Annotated in this window: 12 protein-coding genes and 1 riboswitch; of the genes, 7 read left to right on the top strand and 5 right to left on the bottom strand. The window is 51.7% G+C overall.

Annotated features, from left to right (window positions below; genetic code table 11):
• Nucleotides 1-5 precede the first annotated feature (5 nt).
• Both AC0YNS_RS20245 and AC0YNS_RS20240 read left to right on the top strand, forming a co-directional pair.
• Nucleotides 6-1,838, top strand: coding sequence for a sensor histidine kinase (locus AC0YNS_RS20245; protein WP_475782781.1), 1,833 nt, complete (start codon nt 6-8; stop codon nt 1,836-1,838).
• Nucleotides 1,816-2,988: a response regulator gene (locus AC0YNS_RS20240; protein WP_475782934.1), complete on the top strand. Its 1,173-nt coding sequence runs from the start codon at nt 1,816-1,818 to the stop codon at nt 2,986-2,988. The genes AC0YNS_RS20245 and AC0YNS_RS20240 overlap by 23 nt, the downstream gene beginning before the upstream one ends.
• Nucleotides 2,989-3,560: 572 nt before the next feature.
• Here the strand turns inward: AC0YNS_RS20240 and AC0YNS_RS20235 are convergent.
• From AC0YNS_RS20235 to AC0YNS_RS20220, 4 genes are all read right to left on the bottom strand, one after another.
• A complete protein-coding gene (locus tag AC0YNS_RS20235; protein ID WP_475782780.1) occupies nt 3,561-4,613 on the bottom strand; it encodes an NAD(P)/FAD-dependent oxidoreductase in 1,053 nt (350 codons plus the stop codon).
• 241 nt (nt 4,614-4,854) lie between these two features.
• Nucleotides 4,855-6,162 carry a 6-phospho-beta-glucosidase gene (locus AC0YNS_RS20230; protein WP_475782779.1) on the bottom strand — a complete coding sequence of 436 codons (1,308 nt, stop codon included), beginning with the start codon at nt 6,160-6,162 and terminating at the stop codon, nt 4,855-4,857.
• A gap of 36 nt (nt 6,163-6,198) precedes the next feature.
• Nucleotides 6,199-7,182 carry an N-acetylglucosamine kinase gene (locus AC0YNS_RS20225; RefSeq protein WP_475782778.1) on the bottom strand — a complete coding sequence of 328 codons (984 nt, stop codon included), beginning with the start codon at nt 7,180-7,182 and terminating at the stop codon, nt 6,199-6,201.
• 62 nt (nt 7,183-7,244) lie between these two features.
• Nucleotides 7,245-8,261 (bottom strand): LacI family DNA-binding transcriptional regulator, encoded by a 1,017-nt coding sequence (locus AC0YNS_RS20220; protein WP_475782777.1) that lies wholly within the window; start codon nt 8,259-8,261, stop codon nt 7,245-7,247.
• 398 nt (nt 8,262-8,659) lie between these two features.
• Between AC0YNS_RS20220 and AC0YNS_RS20215 the strand changes: the two genes are divergently transcribed.
• The 5 genes from AC0YNS_RS20215 (at nt 8,660) to AC0YNS_RS20195 (ending at nt 15,260) form a co-directional block, all read left to right on the top strand.
• Complete coding sequence (locus AC0YNS_RS20215; protein ID WP_475782776.1) at nt 8,660-9,919, top strand: DUF445 domain-containing protein; 1,260 nt, start codon at nt 8,660-8,662, stop codon at nt 9,917-9,919.
• 201 nt (nt 9,920-10,120) lie between these two features.
• A riboswitch (cyclic di-AMP (ydaO/yuaA leader) is annotated at nt 10,121-10,273 on the top strand.
• Nucleotides 10,274-10,467: 194 nt separating this feature from the next.
• A complete protein-coding gene (locus tag AC0YNS_RS20210; RefSeq protein ID WP_475782775.1) occupies nt 10,468-12,798 on the top strand; it encodes a histidine kinase in 2,331 nt (776 codons plus the stop codon).
• Nucleotides 12,799-12,956: 158 nt separating this feature from the next.
• On the top strand, nt 12,957-13,781 hold the full coding sequence (locus AC0YNS_RS20205; protein WP_475782774.1) for a basic amino acid ABC transporter substrate-binding protein: 825 nt from the start codon (nt 12,957-12,959) through the stop codon (nt 13,779-13,781).
• A gap of 88 nt (nt 13,782-13,869) precedes the next feature.
• Nucleotides 13,870-14,523 (top strand): amino acid ABC transporter permease, encoded by a 654-nt coding sequence (locus AC0YNS_RS20200; protein WP_475782773.1) that lies wholly within the window; start codon nt 13,870-13,872, stop codon nt 14,521-14,523.
• A 14-nt stretch (nt 14,524-14,537) separates the two neighbouring features.
• Entirely contained in the window at nt 14,538-15,260 is a 723-nt protein-coding gene (locus AC0YNS_RS20195) for an amino acid ABC transporter ATP-binding protein (RefSeq protein WP_475782933.1), read from the top strand.
• 486 nt (nt 15,261-15,746) lie between these two features.
• Here AC0YNS_RS20195 and AC0YNS_RS20190 read toward each other — a convergent pair whose 3' ends face one another.
• On the bottom strand, nt 15,747-16,979 hold the full coding sequence (locus AC0YNS_RS20190; protein ID WP_475782772.1) for an aminopeptidase: 1,233 nt from the start codon (nt 16,977-16,979) through the stop codon (nt 15,747-15,749).
• Between the last annotated feature and the right edge of the window lie 92 nt (nt 16,980-17,071).

Below are 17,071 nucleotides of genomic sequence, written 5' to 3'. Positions count from 1 at the left end.
GGCCAGTGGCACGCGGATTTCACTCCATTCAATACCGATTATTCGTGCTGTTCCTCATCAGTATGGCTGCAATCTTACTGATCGTCAGCATTCTGTACTATAACCGAACGACGGTGCAATTTCATGAGAAGGTCAGCGGCTTATCCAAGCAGAACGTATCGCAGACGGTAGGTTTGTTTGACCTTCTTCTGAAAAGCTATGACAGTCTGTCCAAGTCCGTCATCGGCAATAACGATTTAGCTCGGATTCTGAGCAATCCTGTAGTCGACAGCCCTGCTGTCGATTATTTTAATGAGCGGAACATTACGAATATCCTTGGCGCAGCCTTCCTGTCGCAGGAGGATATCATCGGGATTCATGTATTAACGGACAAAGGGAAAGTGTATAACTACGGAAACTACGCCAATGTAGTGGACCCGGACTATGCGAAAACCGATTGGTATAAGCAAATCAAAGCATCTACCGGCAGTATGGTATGGCTTGGTGTGTTTGAACGCTCCATTATCGATCAGGTGGAGAACCGCTCTGTGTTTGCTTTTGGCCGGCCGATCTATGATCTGAACAATCATAAGCAGGTTGGTATCGAGCTGTTCGAAACAAGTCCGAGGGCGATTATTGCGGCTATGGAGAATTTGAAGCTTGGCGCGCATAGCCAGGTTTTTTTGATGTCCGGTGAGGGAAAAGTCGTCTCCACGACCTCTATCACTTGGGATGAACCCTGGCTTGCGAGCTTAGAGCGCCCGATTGATGGGATTCCGGTTGTGATGGAGAAAGATGATCAGTTAATCGTATCTTCGAAGCTTCCTTATGCAGATTGGACGGTACTCAGCGTGACGCCGGATAAGGATCTGAATGTAGAGCTGGCGGAGACGCAGCGGTTTCTGCTTCTGGTAGGCTCAGCGCTCGTTCTGGTTGCGACGCTCATTGCGACGATTTTCTCGCGGACGATATCTTCGCCGCTTAAGCGGTTGATCTCCGAGATGAAGCAGGTCGAAATCGGTAATTTCCGCGGCTCGCTGAATGTCACCTCTTATCAGGAAATCAACATATTGGTCGCTTCGTTTAATCAGATGGTGAATCAGATCGCAGAGCTTATTGAACGGGTGAAGATCTCCTCTGTCAGTGAGAAGAATGCGGAGCTGAAGGCGCTGCAGTCGCAGGTGAATCCCCATTTTCTCTATAACACGCTTGATATGATCTACTGGATGCTCGATGAGAAAGGCCATGACCGGCTGGGCGAAGTGGTGCTGTCTCTATCGCGGCTGTTCCGTTACAGCAGTTATTGGGAAGATCATGCGGTCAGTATGCGGGAGGAAATCGAACAGACCGAGCATTATCTGACGATTATTGTGACACGCTTGGAAGGACGCCTAACCGTGGACATAGATGTAGGAGAACCGTGGCTGAACATCCCATTGCCCAAAATGACCCTGCAGCCCATTATCGAAAACGCGGTGAAATACGGCTTGGAGCCGCTCGTTGATCGGTGCGGCTCGCTGCGCGTCTACACGGAAGCGGATGAACGTCAATTGCGAATCATCGTGCAGGATAACGGTGCGGGGATGGATGAGGCTGCGCTGGCAAAGTTGAATGCATCGCTGCTGAATCCGGAGGATGAGGCTGAACTGGAGGAGCATGAGGCAGTCCGGCATGAAGGCGGCATCGGTCTGGTGAACCTGCAGCGGCGGATTCGGCATATGTATGGCGATGCATACGGTGTGGAACTTAGGAGTGTGCTGAACGAAGGGACAACCGCAATCATTACGGTGCCGCTTCTTCTGCCGCCGACCAAGGAAGGAGCGACTGTCCATGGCAGTGAATATTCTCATCGCGGATGATGAAGGCGTCATTCGTGAAGGCGTGAAACGGACGATCAAGCGGGCTTTTCCCGACTATTCCATTCATTTGGCAGCTTCGGCGGAGGAAGCGGTTAAACTGATGGACAGTCAGCCGATTGATATTGTGTTGACGGATATATTGATGCCCGGCATCGATGGCTTGGAGTTTATGAAGATGTCCCGCCGTAAGTATCCCCATGCCAAATGGGTCGTCATCTCCGCGCATTCCGAGTTCTCGTACGCTCAGAAGGCAGTGCGGCTAGGTGCGCGCGACTACCTGCTTAAGCCGATTGGCAAAACACGTCTTGTCGAGCTGATGGCGCAGCTGGCCGATGAAGCGAAGCAGGAGTCCGCGATTACGAGGGAAAGCGAGCTGCTGAAGACGAACCTGAAGTACTTGCGGGAAGCCGTCTTCCAGCGGCTGGCGTCGGGACTCGATATCGGCAACTTGGACATCGGCGAGCTGATCGACCGATACCCGGAATTCCGTTTGATCATGGTGCGGATAGAAGAGGCGGTTAAGAACGTACAGCTGGAGCATTTTATTATCGAAAATGTAATGTCTGAGCTGATTGATCGGCATGGACAAGGGGTTGTCGTCAACTTCGACCGCCAGAGCTTGCTTGGGCTTGTTCAACTGGAGGATAATCGGACCGAGGGCGAACTGCTGCAGGAGCTGCGCACGCATCTCAGCCACTATCTCAAGGTGCCGTTTCATATTACATCTTCGGATATGATTCGTGAGTTTACTCACATTCCGGACGAGGTAAGGCGTTTGCGCCAGTCGTCGGTGACGACTGCAGGCGATCGTCAAGAGGGCGGGGACAAGGCAATCGAGGTGGCTTTGCAATATTTGAAGGCGCATTATAACGAGGAGCTGTCGCTCGAGAAGGTGGCGTCGGTCGTGTTCTTGAATCCGATCTATTTCAGCCAGTTGTTCAAGCAGAAGACAGGGCAAGGGTACAAAGACTACGTCATCAGTCTGCGCATCGAGCAGGCAAGGGAGCTGCTGCTGCAGCCGGGCCTCAAGCTGGCCGAAATCGCCGAGCGAATCGGCTACTCGGATGTACGCCATTTCACGCAGGTGTTCCGCAGGAAGATGAACGTAACGCCGACGGAATACCGCCAGCAGCTTCTGGCGGAGAGGTAGCGTGGCTGAGCTAGCCGCAGTTGCTCATAAGTAGATTTCCTGGAGGTCTACATGGGCTCAAATCACCGAAGTTGCTCCCAAGTAGACCTCCTGGTGCGCTACATGGGCTCAATTCGCTGAAGTTGCTTCCAAGAAGTAGACCTCCTGGTGCGCTACATGGTCTGATTTCGCCGAAGTTGCTCCCATGTAGACCTCCTGGTTCGCTACATGGGCTCAATTCGCCGAAGTTTCTCTCATCTAGACCTCCAGGTGTCCTACATTCCCGGTGAAAAGTAGTAACAGTTCAGGGCTGAGTGATCGTAGGCGATCTCTCAGCCCTTTTTGCATCTCGGAGTTAAACTCGCAGTGAATATGTTGCGCAACATGCAGCATTCTCTCCTAGCAGCAGCCTTTATATCGAATATGCTGCTCAAATGCAACATTCGTATTGATTTTCGCCATATCTGGCACGGATAGACCTGGAATATTGCATTTATCGCAATATTTGGTGATTTCGGTGCCTCTCGTCGGTGATATGTTGCTCAATAATCAACATTTCACCGACGAGAGTCGCACGAAGGAGGCGGCCCCCCTTAATGCTCCTCCTCATCGTCCACGGCAACGCCAAGCTGGCGATTCTTCTCCTTGAAGCGCGAGTTGTGCGAGGAGACATAGGCCGTCTTGTCGGCGGCAGGGTCAAGATAGGTTTTGACGCTGTTCGTCGCGTTCACGGCATCGGTGAACGTGCCTGCGATCAGATGCACCTTGCTATCGTGCACGACGAAATCGCCTGCTGCGAAGACGCCCGGGAGGTTCGTCTCCATTTTGCTGCTGACATGGGCGTTCCATTCTCCCATCTCGACGCCCCAATCGCGAATCGCGCCGAAGTTGTACCGCAGCCCATGGTTGACGATGACCGCATCCACACTAAGCTGCTCTACTTCGCCGGTTTCCATATGGGTAATCGACACGCGGTCGATGGCGCTCCCGTTGCTGCTGTGCAGCGCTTGCACAGCGTACGGCGTACGAACGGATGCGGACGATTGCCTCATCTGCGTCACGTTGCGCTCATGGCCGCCGAACTTATCCCGTCGATGCACGACGGTCAGGCTTGCCGCAATCGGCTCGATCATATTGGCCCAGTCGACCGCGGAGTCCCCGCCGCCGGAGATGAGCACATGTTTGCCTCGGAACTCCTCCAGCGACTGCACGGTATAATGCAGGTTCGTCACCTCGAAACGATCCGCACCTTCGATCTCAAGCTTTGCCAGCTCCAGAATGCCGTAGCCGATCGCGAGCACGACCGAGCGCGTCCAGTGCTTCTCTCCGGATGCAGCAGTAAGTATTATCGTATCGTCTGCTTGCCGCTCGAGGCCGATAATATGCTGACCGAGCACGACAGTCGGCTCGAACGTCATCGCTTGCGTCACTAGCTGCTCGATTAACTTGGCGCCAAGCGTAGGGGTGAGGCCGCCAACATCCCATATCATTTTCTCCGGGTAGATGAGAATGCGTCCGCCTAGCTCTTCACGTGCTTCGATCAGCTTCGTCTTCATCTCCCGCATGCCGCTATAGAAAGCGGAGTAGAGGCCGGCCGGGCCGCCCCCGATTATGGTAACATCGAATAATTCCAGTTGATTGTTCACGTATGTGCCTACTTTCTTCTACTCTATTTAAGTTGGTTTCCGCCGCTGCTCGAAACGTAATGATTAATGGTTCATATAAATGAAAGCCCATGAAATAAATTCGCTGATACTGAGAATCATTATCACAATAATCATCATACAACGAAAGTAGGAGAAAGAAAATGAACAAAATGTTAATTTATAAATACAAAAGACCGAGCAGTGAGTCCCATGACTCTCTGCTCGGTCTATACTGTTGCAATTACGATTGTGGGAAAAACTGCGGCAAATAGTCTCTGTTCGCTTCCAGCATCTCATCCAGCAGTTTAATCGCGATTTCTACGCTCGGTACCAACGGATGGTGAACCATCGCTTGGAGCGCGATATCACGACTGCCGGAGACGGCTGCTTCTATTGTGAGCTGCTCGTAGGTTTTAACGGCATGAATTAAACCTTTGACATGCAGAGGCACATTCGTCAGAGGAAGGGGCAGCGGGCCGCTCTTCGTCACGACACAGTTCACTTCAATTGACGCGTTGTCGGGCAAGAAGTCAATCGTGCCATTATTAGCGACATTAAGCGTTTGGATGTCGTTCTTGCCGTTGTAAAGCGACTTCATGAGATTAACGGCAGCCTCGGAATAGTAAGCCCCGCCGCGCTGCTCAAGCTGCTTGGGTTTCTCGCTCAGATCAGGGTCAGCGTACAGCTGGAACAATTCATCTTCTACACGTTTCACGACTGCTGCGCGGTTGCCGTCTCGCTTGAAGGATTCCTGCTGTTCGGCCAGCATCTCATCGGTCATATAGAAATACTTTAGATAATAAGAAGGCAGTGCACCGAGCGAGCGGAGGAAATCCGGATTCCAGCCTGTCTGCGGCACGTTCTTGCCGCTGAAGCCTTCCGTATTGTTTAGCAGCTCAGGAAGCTTATCTACGCCGTTAACGTCTACGCGTGTCACCCAGTGCAGGTGATTCAAGCCAACGAACTCGGTGTAGATATGCTCCGGCGCTGTTTCGTATGTGGTAGTCAGCCATTTGGTCAGTCCGATCGGAGCATTGCACAGACCGACGCTGCGTACGTTGGAATGGGTGTGGATGGCCTCGGTAACGATACCTGCCGGGTTCGTGAAGTTAAGCAGCCATGCTTGAGGCGCCAGCTCCTCGATATCTCGGCAGATGTCCAGCAATACCGGAATCGTCCTCAATGCTTTCATCATGCCGCCTGGGCCGGTCGTTTCCTGCCCGATTACGCCGTATTTCAGCGGAATGGACTCGTCTCTGCCGCGCGCTTCGAGCATGCCGACACGCATCTGGGTGCTGATGAAATCAGCGCCTTTGATCGCCGTTCGGCGGTCTGTCGTCAGGTGCACTTCGATCGGAAGGCCGGAGCGTTCCACCATACGTTTGGCTAAATTACCGACAATGTTTAGCTTATGAAGACCTGCCTCAATATCGACGAGCCATAGCTCGCGTACCGGAAGCTCATGATGAAATCGAATAAATCCTTCAACCAGCTCCGGGGTATAGGAGGAACCTCCCCCAATAACAACAACCTTCAATCCGTCTGCCATCCCAGTCACATCCCATTCCATATCGTTAGTTATGCGTTATAGTTTGATATCATCGAATTCGCCAAGTGCTCGCATACGGGTATAAACATCTTGCTCAATCGTTAAGCCATCTGCTTCCATAGCAGACCAGACAGCGCCGAAGACCGGATCGACCGTCAATGTGACAAGTGTTGCCGATGGTGCGGCGGCCGATACAAGCTCTTCAACCGGCCCCCGAATCCAGCCGCCGCGGTCACCGCGTGTCAGCAGGCTGCCTGCCAGCACAACATCGAAAGTCTCGCCGGCCATCCCTAGGCGCCGCGCAACGGCGGCCACTGACTTGCCGAGCTCCGTCCCTTGATGGTGAAGGATAGCAATCGCAGCTTCATCGCCAAGCGCCGCTGCTTCAAACAGCAGCTTCGTGACGTCTACCGGCACCTTCTTGTCATGATCGAGGAAATCGTGAAACATCGTTTCAACATCGGGATATCCCAGGAAACGAAGCAGCAAATCAGTGAGCAGCGTTGGCTTCTCTCGACCATCCCAGGCGCGAATTACGGTACGGAATGCCTCAATGTTCAGCGAAGCGCCTCCGCCGAAATCGCCATGCATATATTCGAAGCCGCCGCATTGGATATGGACGCCTTCCCTGTTGCGGCCGGCGCAGTTGGTGCCGGTACCGCAAATGACCGAAATTCCATAGGAACGATCTGTTCCGGCGCGCAGTCCGATCATGGTGTCGCAAGTAATCGAGTAGCGAGGTAGGCCGATCGCGCTCACGATGGGATGCAGGATCCGATAATCCGCTTCCCGGTCAGCACCTGCCAGACCGAAATAGGCATGCTGTACATCCTCGTGGTTGATTCCCGCTTGTGTCAGTGCCGCGGATACGGCTTCCGCCAAGTGCCGAGCAGCGCCTTCTGCATCAAGCTGATGATTGCCGTTCCCGCTGTGTCCTTTGCCAAGCACATTGCCGTGTTCGTCTGTGAGCAGGGCGTGCGTTTTCGTGCCGCCGCCGTCTATGCCCAAATAATAAGCCATTATTGCCACTCCTGTCTCCGTAGGCTACCCCTAGTAATGCTTGTTTCCAAAAGGTCGATCCATTAAGTATTTTCCAGCTGATTGTGCTTCATGACAGTTCCTGTTGATTGGCGGAGCACGAGCTCAGGGTCAATCCGCAGATTGGCTGCACGTTTCATCGATCCGTCGATTCGCTTAAGCAGCACTTCTGTAGCGGCCGCTCCGATGCGGTCAGCCGGCTGCCGTATCGTCGTCAAGAGGGGGCGCAGCAACGTAGCGACCTGCTGATCGTCATAGCCGATTACGGCAACTTCATCCGGAACGCGAATGCCGGCCTCCATAAAGGCATTAATAACGCCGATCGCGATATAATCATCGCCGGCGAAAACCGCGCCCGGAAGCTGCTGCGCTTCGATCCATCGCCTAGCCGATTGATAGCCGAACTCAGCCGAATATTCGCCGGAAACGAGCTCGAACGGCTGGATGCCGGCTTCCTGAAGCGCCTCCAGGAAGCCATTGCGGCGTTCCCGAGTACTTCTAAACATTTCACTGCCGCTAAGATGCGCAATGGATGTATGTCCAAGCTCAATCAGATGTTGCGCCGCGGTATAACCACCTTTGAAATTGTTCACGGTAATGGAGTAGACATCATTCTCCGGTTTCTGATTATCGATCAGGACGTAAGGAATATTCCGTCGTTTCATTTCAATAATATAATGGTCTTCTTCAATCGGTGAGAGCAGAATAATACCATCCACGCGGTCCTCTTGGATCAGATAGTGACTGTCCTCCCGGCTGATGCTCTTCGTCACAGCTACAGCGAGGAAGTATCCCTGCTCAGCCAGAATACCGTTAATCTCATTGACGATTTCATCGAAGAAAGAATCCTGCATGGTGGTCATGATGAGGCCGATAATACCGGTCTTGCCCCTTGCGAGGCTGCGAGCGGCCGCACTTGGGCGATAATCGAGCTCCTTCATCACCTCAAGCACCTTCTGTCGATTCTTCTCGCGCACAGAACCTGCACCGTTAAGCACGCGGGATACCGTGACAACAGAGAGGCCCGACTTCTTGGCGACATCGAAAATACTAACCTTCATGCGTATGCATTCTCCTCCGGCGAGTAAAGTTAAAGCGGTTATACTTTAATTCAAAAAAATATAGGATCTAATCCCGATGATAATTAACTTGTTCGAATTCAAAGTTAAAGTGCTTTAACTTTTGTTTCTTTCCCTATTGTAGTGGAGGCCTCTCTGTTTATCAAGCATAATTTCTGTTCCTTCCTATACAAGCTATCGCAAAAAGCATATAATAAATCCAAAATTACCCGTATTCATAAGCTAGAGCGCCGGAAGAACTGACGAGCGCAATGGCGACTGAAGGCGGAGGAAGAGACAGACCCCGGGTCTTGTCTCTTTTTTCTTGCTTTTAGGGCTGTTTTTGCAACTGATTCGTATGAAGTGGTATGGTGTAAAGAAGCACTAGTAGGAGGAAGAACATGGCGAACGATTCGAGAAAAAACAAACATATTGCTAATATATCGCTTGGTATTATGGCAACGGGTTTCGCGGCTACGCTGCCTTTCGGCGGCACGGGGCTTAGCTTGCTGCATGTCGGCTTCGAGGCCGGTGTCATCGGGGGGCTCGCGGACTGGTTTGCCGTTACGGCGCTGTTTCGCCACCCGCTGAGAATTCCGATTCCGCATACGGCGCTGCTGCCGCGCAATCGCAAGAAGATGTCGGACGGTATCGTGCGCGTGCTCGAGGATCGGCTGCTTGCGAAGGAGAGCATGATCGAGAAGCTGCGGCAGATTGAGCTGGCGAAGCAGCTGTTGCCTGCTCTACGCCAGGCGGCTCATTCGGCGGTACACAGCGAGCGTCTGCCTCATCTGCTTGAGGGAGCGCTGCGTACGATCGAGATGGAGAAGCTAGTCCCTATTCTCTCGGGGGAAATTCGCTCCGCGGTGGAGCGAATTGATTTGGAAGCAGCGCTGCGCGGCTTCTTGCGCAACGCCGTGGAGAATGGCGTAGACGAGCGTCTGCTCGATCTGCTGCTGGAGCGTGCGGAAGAATGGGCGAGCACCGAAGGGATGCGCCGCGAGCTGGGCAATGCGGCGATGCAGCTCGTGAAAGGGCTGAATCTGGGCGGCCTGATGCAATTTGCGGTCAACGCGTTTATCGGCTATCTGGATGAGGATCGGCTGGGCACGATGCTGCAATCCTTTATCCTAACGAAGATTAATGAACTGAAGGTTCAAGGCACGGATCGTCGTGCAGTTATTATGAAGCATCTGCATCAAGGGCTGGAGATGTTAATCTCACGTTTGGCCGAGACCGGACAGTTGAACGCGCTGCGCGATGAATTGCTTGCTTCCTTCGATCTGGATGGCGAGATGACACGGTTGTTCGAATCGCTGCGCGAGAGGGGCATTACGTTCCTTCATTCGGAGGATTTTGCAGCTAAGGTTTGGCCGATGCTGGAGGGGCTGCTTGATCGCCTGGAGGAGAACCACGGCTTGGTTCAGGATGCCGAGCATTGGTTGAAAGGGCAGATCGCCGGACTCATTGAACGCAATCACGCGAAGATCGGCTCGTTCGTCAAGGAGAACCTCGATCGTCTCGACAATGATCAGCTGGTGGAGTTAATTGAAGATAAAGTGGGGCAGGACCTGCAATGGATTAGGGTGAACGGTGCCGTTTGCGGCTTCCTGATTGGTCTGCTGCTCCGGTTAATTGAAATGGGCTTCGGTTATAACTAGCGCGAAGCAGCAGGCTGTCTCTTCTATTTCGCCTTATTTGTGAGAAACGGCAAATTAGTGAGGTAGAAGGAGAGTGCTTGCGATCTACTCCATTGTAAGCGTTATATTCGCGTCAGTTGGCTGGAAATGAGAACGAAACCGTTTGCGGCATTCCTTTACAAAAGACATGCGCAGGCGTAACATACGATTCATGCTTAATCTTCTGCTATAGCGCTGAATTTCTGAATAGAAATCGGGGGAACCACTCATCTGGGGTGAATCTTGAAGAACAGACCGCATGGTCGACGCTTCAAGTAGGGCGACTCTCACGCCCGAATCCGTCAGCTAACCTCGAAAGCGTATAAGAGAGGCAACGAATGTTCGTGCAATAGACACTTTGATGATAACTTGTGCCTAGAAGCCGCGAGAGGCGTTCCTCTGTGTTAAAGAGGCAATCCCCCTGCAGGCTTCTTTTTTGTGCGTTTTATAAGGTAAGGATGGTCACAAAGAAGAATAAGTTTGCGAAGATTATGTAAGTTTAAAGGTGTAGAAAGGAAGGCGAAGTTGTCATGGCTGGTTACCGCCGCAAAACCCCTGAAGAAATGCTCTTATCCATCTCCAAAATTCATCGCGGCCGTCTTAAAATTTATGTTGGTGCCGTGAGCGGCTCAGGCAAAACCTATCATATGCTGCGCGAAGGCCAAGCGCTTATGCAGCAAGGCATTGAGGTTGTGATCTGCGCAGTTTCGACGATGCGCCGACCTGAAACGGTGGAGCAGCTTGCTGATTTGGAGCGGATTCCGAGTATTCATTGGTACAAGGGGGACGTGGAGAAGAAGGATCTTAATTTGGATGCCATTCTGGAACGGAATCCGGAGGTGCTGCTCGTTGACGGGCTGGCGCACGAGAACCGTCCGGAAGCGAAATTCCCGAACCGTTTGGAGGACATCCAATTTCTTCTGAGTCATGGTATCAGCATCATCACGACCGTGAATGTATACGAACTCGAAGGAGTAACCGAGCTTGCGCAGAAATTGACAGGCATCACAGCGGAATGTACGGTGTCCGCGGATCTGCTGGAATTGGCAGATGAGGTGCGGTTAATCGATGCTTCACCGGAAACGATTCTGTCACGCCTAAATGAAGGGCGTTTAAATAATATTAAAGATCCCGGGCTGCTCAAGCGTGGGAACCTCGGCAAGCTCAGAGAGATTGCGCTTCGGCTGATGGCGGAGGGCGTGAACGAGTCGCTGGAGAAATACCGCGAAGAGCAGGGCTTCATCGGGCCGTCCGGCGCGACGGAGCGCATCTTGGTAGCGGCGCAGTATCACTGGAATGGTTCGATCTATATCCGGCGCGGGCAACAAATCGCCAAACGTCTTGGCGGCGACTTGGAGGTTGTAGTCTTCGTCGATTCCAGCCAGGAGCCCACGAAGGAGAGAGATGACTTCAAGCGCTCCATTCTGAAGCTGACCGAGAAGGTGGATGCCGGCTTTAGAGAGATTCTGGTTAATAATAGAAGACAAATCCCGCGTGCACTCATTAAATACGCGATGCTGATTAATGCCACCCGTATTGTTATGGGGCATTCCAAGCAGACGCGTGCACAGGAGATTGCACAGGGTTCTATCGCGGGAAGCGTGCTGAAACAAATGCGCAACATTGACGTTTTCTTCATGGCGGACAGAGCCGATCATGAGGGGGAGCGAGTACTGCCGACGAAACGGGCAACCCCGAAGATGACAGCCGAGCCGTACCGGAGGCTGAGTGCGCAAGAGGTCGAGAAGAAGATCGAGCGGATTCGCCGCGGTAAATTCAAGGTCTATGTCGGCGCAGCACCGGGAGTGGGCAAGTCCTATATGATGCTTCGCGAGGGCAATGATTTGCTGCGCAAAGAAATCGATGTTGTAGTTGGACTTATGGAGACGCATGACCGCGCGGAAACGCAGGATCAGGCCGGACGGCTTGAGGTTGTGCCTCGTCGGACAGTTGAATGCGATGGCCAGGTTTACTCGGAGATGGATGTGGACGCGATTATTGCGCGCAATCCGGAGGTTGTGCTGATTGATGAGCTGGCCTATAACAACGCACCGAGCTGCCGCAACAAACGGAGGTACGAGGATGTTCAGGAGATCCTGGACGCCGGCATATCCGTTATTGCGACAATGAACATTCACCATCTGGAAAGCTTGAAGGATGCGGTGGAGCAAATTACAGGGACTGCTGTAAAAGAGACGGTTCCGGACCTGATGCTGCGCGTTGCCGATGAGGTTGAGCTGATCGATGTGGCGCCTGACACGCTGCAGCAACGGATGCGGGAAGGTCATATTTATAAAATGTGCGACGTTGAGGACGCGCTCTGCGGCTTCTTCAAGACAGGTAATCTAATTGCGCTGCGCGAGCTTGCTTTGCGGGAAATCGCGGACGATGTCGATGAGCGACTGGAATCATGGGAACGCAACGGTTCGCTTCGCGGTCCATGGCGTCGTCACGAATCAATCTTCGTTGCGGTAACGGTGAACAAGAAAGCGGAGCGACTCATTCGCCGCGGCTTCCGAATTGCGCATAGGCTCAAAGCGGATTGGCATGTTCATTACGTGCAGACGGATGCGGTGCCTGGTGAAGAGGAGCGGATTGCAGAGCTGCAAGAGTTAACGGCGCGACTTGGCGGTACGTTCGAGGTCGAGCACAATGTCTCGCGTAACGATGTACCTGCTGCTTTGCTGGCGAAGGCGAACGTGTTGAAGAGCTCCCAAATGGTGCTCGGTCAATCCGGTCAAGGCTTCTGGAGCAAGCTGCGGAATAAATGCGTGGTCGACACCATTCTGCGTGATGGACGGCATATGGATGTGCTTGTTGTAGCGGATTTTAATCCAAACATCGAAATTGGAGAAGAATAGATACTGGGGTTTAGGTACACATTTATTCACAAGCATGGATATCCATTAAACTTGGTAATATGTGAGATTACCTGACAATTTAAAAATTTAAATTGAAACAAGACTTTTTTCTTGATAGAATCTTTAGTGTATTAAAGATGACTTTAGGGGGAAACAGAATGAAAAAGTGGTATATTATAGCTATTCTTACATTAGTGACAGCGGTAATTCTCTCTGGTTGTGGTGCGAAGAACAGTAACAATAACAACACAGGCAGCGAAGCAGGCAACAGCAGTGATGATACAACGTACATGTTTGCAACAGATGCGGCTTATGCTCCAATGGAATATATGGACAAAGACAAAATCACGGGCTTCGACATCGAATTCCTTGACGCCGTTATGGATGAAGCCGGCCTAAAGCATGAAGTGAAGAACACGGGCTGGGATGGCATGCTGGTTGGCGTAGAGAAAGCTACAGAGTTCCAAGCAGGAATCTCGAGTATCTCGATCACAGACGAGCGCAAACAAACTTACGACTACTCTATGCCGTATTTTGAATCCATTAACGTCATTATGGTTAAAGAAGGCAGCGACATTAAGAGTGCGCTTGACTTGAAAGATAAGAAGGTTGCTGTTCAAACCGGTACTACAGCTGACATCTTGATGACGGAGATCATGGGTAACAGCAACACGGATTTGAAGAAATTCGACAGCAATGCCGTTGCTTTGCTTGAGCTGGATCAAGGCGGCGCAGATGCGGTTGTGGCCGATATTGCGATCGTTCGTGATTACATCAAGAATAACCCGGATAAGAAATACCAAGAAATTTCGGATACAACAAACTTCACGCCGGAGTATTACGGCATTCTGTATCCGAAAGGCAGCGAATTGAAAGCGAAGCTGGACCCGGCGATTAAGACAATCATCCAGAACGGCAAATATGCAGAACTGTATAAGAAATGGTTTGGCGAAGAGCCGAATACGGCTAATCTGTTGAAGTAAGAAAGCGCCAAGGGCATGCGTGATTGCGCATGCCCTTTTGTTCGCTTAGCCTATCATCGATGTAAAGAAGACGAAAGGGCGAATTGGGATGGATTTAAGATTTAGATTTGATATCATTATGGATTATGCGCCGCTTCTACTGAAGGGGACGCTGTATACCATCGGGATTTCCTTATCGGGGATTTTGATCGGTTCGATCTTGGGATTACTCGTTAGCTTCGGCAAAATGTCGACTCGCTGGTTTCTTCGGTGGCCGATGCAGTCTTACATCAATTTCTTCCGCGGAACTCCGCTGCTTGTGCAGATTTATATCGTGCACTTCGGTCTTATTCCGTTCGTTTACGGTAAAACGAATGCGATTGTTGCGGCTATCACCGCTTTATCTTTGAATGCTGCAGCCTACACGGCTGAAATATACAGGGCTGGTATTCAGTCCATCGACAAAGGTCAGACAGAAGCGGCGAAATCGCTTGGTATGACGCATGCTCAAACGATGCGTTTCATCGTGCTCCCGCAGGCGATCAAACGGATGATTCCGGCTTTCGGTAACGAATTTATCGTCCTTGTGAAGGACTCCTCGCTGGTTGCGCTTATTACGGCGCCTGAGATTATGTATTGGAGCAACGTCATGAAGGGGCAGTACATTCGTGTATGGGAGCCGTACCTGACAGCTGCGCTCATTTACTTCATTCTTACTTACTCATTAAGTAAGCTGCTCAATGCGTTGGAAAGGAAAGTGTAATGCACATGAGTCCAATCATTCAAGTAACCGGGTTGTCCAAAGCGTTCGGCACGAATGTCGTACTTAAAGATATTAACGTAGATATCAGCAACCAAGAAGTTGTCGTTGTCATCGGTCCTTCCGGATCAGGCAAATCGACGTTTCTGCGCTGCCTTAACCTATTGGAAGAACCGACAGGCGGCAACATTGTGATCGAAGGCCAGTCGCTGATGGATAAGAATACGAGCATCACAAGCATCCGTACCGAAGTGGGTATGGTGTTTCAGCAGTTTAATTTGTTCCCGCATCTGAAGGTGCTGGACAATATTACGATTGGTCCGATTCAAATTCGCAAATGGCCGGCTCAGAAAGCACGCGCCAAAGCGTTGGAGCTGCTCGAGAAGGTAGGCTTGTCCGACAAAGCGAATGCTTATCCGGCTTCGCTGTCCGGCGGTCAATCCCAGCGCGTCGCGATTGCGCGTGCGCTTGCGATGGAGCCGAAGATCATGCTCTTCGACGAGCCGACATCGGCGCTCGATCCGGAGATGGTAGGCGAGGTGCTTGCGGTTATGAAGCAGCTCGCGAAGGAAGGCATGACGATGGTTGTCGTCACGCATGAAATGGGCTTCGCCCGCGAAGTAGGCGACCGCGTCATCTTCATGGAGCAGGGCTACATCGTCGAGCAAGGCACGCCGGCACAGATCTTCGAGCATCCGCAGCAGGAGCGGACGAAGGCGTTCTTGTCGAAGGTGCTTTAAGGAACTTAACTAGAAAAAGCACCAATCTCAATGCCATATGCGGCATTGGATTGGTGCTTTTCAGTTTGCCAGAGGAAGTCTCGGCAGCACTTTTTGGTCTATATATGATTGAACAAACTTTAACGGTTGTCAGAGTGGCTATTTTATGTAAATAAGCCTTTTTGACAATCTAAAGGTTGTGAGAGAACTTATTTGCAATAAATGGGTCGAATTCCAGAGGAGAACGTTCAAATAAGCTTACTGGCAACCGTTAGCATTTAAAAATGCTGGATTTATACCGAATAACCACTGTCACAACCGTTAAAGTTGGAATGCGAAGAAGCATGCGCTCATCGCGTAGGACAGGACATAAAGAAGATTGCCTTCTTGCCGTGCCGGAAGGTATTCAACCGACGTATTATCAACGTGAATTTCTCGACACACTGAAAAACACCAATCTGCAGCCAATAAGGCTGTTCAGATTGGTGTTTTCGTACGTCTAGCTTTCTAGAACGCCCAGTTGCCGTTGCGGAAGATCGTTTCCGTCGTGCCGTCGACGCGCTCGCCTTCGATGTTCAGCTCTGCGGAGCCGATCATGAAGTCCACGTGCACGAGGCTGTTGTTGAGGCCGTTCGCGACTTGTTCTTCCTCGTTCATCGTTTTGCCGCCTTCAATACAGAAAGCATAGGCTTTGCCGATTGCCAAGTGACAGGAAGCATTCTCGTCAAACAGCGTGTTGTAGAACACGAGGTTCGTATCCGAGATTGGGGAACGATGGGGAACAAGCGCGACTTCGCCGAGGTAAGCGGCGCCTTCGTCTGTGGCGACAAGGTTCTTAAGGACTTCAAGTCCTTCTTCGGCTTGCACGTCAATGATTTGACCGTCCTTAAACGTCAGCGAGAAATCCTTGATCAGGTTGCCGCCGTAGCTAAGCGGTTTCGTGCTGGACACAGTTCCATTCACGCCGCCTCTAAGCGGGGCAGTGAACACTTCCTCTGTCGGCATGTTCGCGACGAAGATATCGCCCTTCGCGTTCTCGCTGCCTGCGCTGATCCAGATATGGCCCGGTGCCAGCTCAATCGTGAGATCGGTTCCCGGCGCTGTATAGTGCAGCTTGCGGAATTTCTTCTCGTTCAAGTGCGAAGCTTTCGTATCCAGCACTTCAATGTGCGACTTCCAAGCAGCGACAGGATCTTCTTCGTTCATGCGAGTTGCTGCGAAGATGGCATCCCATAGCGCATCCTCTTGACCGCTTGGCTCCACATCCGGGAACACTTTAGCCGCCCAATCCGGGGATGGAACGGCGACGATGGACCAGCTGACTTTGTCGGACATGGTGTAGCTTCTCCATGTCTTCAGCGCGATGCCTGCCGCTTTGTTCGCATTGGCGATGCGCTCAGGCTTCGTGCCTTTCAGCAGATCCGGGTTAGGTGCGATGATGCTGAGGAATGCCGCGTTATCAGCAGCCATCTGCTCCCAGCCTTTTGCACGCCATTCCGGATATTCTGTGAAAGCTTCATCTGGGGCAAGCTCGTATTTGGTGCGAGTGACGACATCGTCATTCCACTCTACATGAACGTTTTTGGCGCCGACTTCATAAGCTTTCTTCACGACAAGACGCACGAAAGGCGCGCATGACAGGGATGTAGAAATCACTAAGGTTTGGCCAGGCTGAACATTTACGCCGACCTCAACGGCAAGAGCTGCGTAACGCTCGAGTTTTTCTTGAAAATTAGGCAATGGACTCACTCCTACAAGGCAGAATAAATTTATTCTAACATATAACCCTACTTTTTCCCTAAGGGGGGAATTTCTCGGAGGGCAGCAGGGGT

Source organism: Paenibacillus sp. J22FR21 (assembly GCF_056269135.1).
This window is presented reverse-complemented; position numbering and strand designations above follow the sequence as displayed.